Origin of the sequence: Kitasatospora putterlickiae (assembly GCF_039527695.1) — a bacterium.
GTDB classification, from domain to species: domain Bacteria; phylum Actinomycetota; class Actinomycetes; order Streptomycetales; family Streptomycetaceae; genus Kitasatospora; species Kitasatospora putterlickiae.
In genome coordinates, this window is the sequence record NZ_BAAAKJ010000074.1 from 18,692 (window position 1) to 20,919 (window position 2,228).

Genomic DNA, 2,228 nt, shown 5'->3' on the forward strand with positions numbered 1-2,228 from the left:
CGGCGACCGCGACCGCGACGCCGGCGCCCATCGTGCCGAGGCCGACCACGGCCACCGTGGGGAAGGGACGCTCCATCAGTCCTGACTCCTTGTCATGGAAGGCCCGCGCGCGCTCCGGAGGGCGCGCCCCCGGAGGAGGGTCCGCGCGCGGGGGCGGGGGGATGACGGTTGCGGCCACCGCGCGGCCGCCGTTCCGCTCCGGCGGTGTCGCGGGTGTGCCGTGGTGCTCAGGCGCTCGACGTGGGGAGGCGGCTCTGAACACGGAGGAGGAGAAGCCCGGCCACGCCGCGATCGCGGCACCGGCCGGTGAACGAAGGCACCGCCACGCGCCGGCCGCTCCGCGCGAGTCCCGCACGGCGGACGGCGCCCCCGTCGGTGCGGCTCCCGAGGCCCGACGGTGGTGCGTGCCGACACTGTAGCGAAGCTACTGGCCGGTAGGAAGGGGGTGGAGGGGGTGGAATCCCGTCGGCCGGTGGAATCCCACCGGCCGCGACGGGAGCCGTCACCCGTGCGGGTGAGGCGGTGGACGGACGTCCGTTCGGACCACCCGATAGGGGAGTTCCGTGCCCCCTCGGGGCTGGGCAGCATGGGGGCATGACCTCTGGAGCCGTTGCCACGGACCGTCCCGAGCCCTCCACCCCCGAGGCGGCCGGGCACACCGACGACGGTGCCGCGCCGCCGCGCGCCGACCGCTCCGAGCGCGGCGAGCGTGCCCAGGCGGCGGTCGAACGGCTGCGGGCCGCCGGCGTCGAGGCCGTCGCCGTCACCTGGGTGGACAACGCCGGCGTCGCCCGGGTCAAGGGCGTGCCGCTCGGCGGCCTGGTGCACGCCGCCCAGTGGGGCGTCGGCGCCGCCCCCTGCTTCGACGTCTTCCTCGCCGACGACACCATCGTCACCAGCCCGCTGATCGGCGGCCCCACCGGGGACCTGCGGCTGTACCCCGACGTCGAGCGGATCGTCCCGCTCGCCGCCCAGCCGGGCTGGGCCTGGGCGCCGGGGGACCGCTACACCCAGGGCGGCGCCCCGCACCCGGGCTGCCAGCGGCTCTTCGCCCGCCGCGCGGTCGCGGCCGCCGCCGAGCGCGGGCTGACCCTGAAGGCCGGCATCGAGATCGAATGGGTGGCCGCGCTGGCCGCTCCGCCGCACGAGGAGCCCCGCTACCCGACGGCCGGCCCGGCCTACGGCATGCAGCGGCTCACCGAGCTCTCCGACTACCTGCGCGACGTGCTCCGCGCCCTCGGCGAGCAGGGCCTGACCGTGCTCCAGATCCACCCCGAGTACGCGCCCGGCCAGTTCGAGGTCTCGGTCGCCCCCGAGGGGCCGGTCGAGGCCGCCGACACCTCGGTCCTGGTCCGGCACACCATCCGCGCCGTCTCCGCCCGGCACGGCCTGCGGGTCTCCTTCGCCCCGGCGGTCGAGGCCGGCGGGGTCGGCAACGGCGGCCACCTCCACCTCAGCCTCTGGCGGGACGGGCACAACCTCGCCCACGGCGGACCGGGCCCGCACGGCCTCACCGCCGAGGCCGAGGGCTTCCTGGCCGGGGTGCTCGGCGAACTGCCCGCGCTGCTGGTGCTCGGCTGCTCCAGCCCGGCCGGCTACCTGCGGCTGGTCCCCTCGCACTGGGCCGGCGCCTACCAGTGCTGGGGCCTGGAGAACCGGGAGGCCGCCCTGCGCCTGGTCACCGGCTCCACCGGCGAGCGCGCCTCGGCCGCCAACGCCGAGATCAAGTGCTTCGACGCCACCGCCAACCCCTACCTGGCGGTCGGCGGGGTGCTCGCCGCCGGCCTCGCCGGGCTGGACCAGCGGCTCGCGCTGCCCCCGGAGGTCACCGGCGACCCGGCGCAGGCCGGGCCCGGCGGCGTCCCCCGGCTGTCGTCCGGCCCGGGCGAGGCGCTCGCCGCCTACCGCCGCTCCGCCCTGCTGCGCGAGGCGCTCGGCGAGCCGCTCTTCGGGGCCGTGCTCGCCGTCCGCGAGGCCGAGCGCGAGCAGTACGCCGACGCCACCCCGGAGGACCTGGCCGCCGCCACCCGCTGGCGGTACTGACCGGCGTCCCGGCGGACGTCCCCGCGCTGGGTCGACCACCACGGCCACGGCGCGCTGACGGCCGCGCCGGCCGGCCTGCCCACCGAGTTCGACCGCCCGCCCGCGCCGGGGGCCTCGCCGTGCGCCGCTGGTGCCCGCCCGCGCACACGCCGGCCGAGGAGTACCTCGCCCTCCGCCGCGAGGCC

Annotated in this window: 1 protein-coding gene; it reads left to right on the forward strand. The window is 78.2% G+C overall.

All coding sequences use genetic code 11. The features are described 5' to 3' along the window. Positions 1 to 594 precede the first annotated feature (594 nt). Complete coding sequence (locus ABD308_RS08645) at positions 595 to 2,043, forward strand: type I glutamate--ammonia ligase (protein WP_344330208.1); 1,449 nt, start codon at positions 595 to 597, stop codon at positions 2,041 to 2,043. Positions 2,044 to 2,228: the final 185 nt, after the last annotated feature.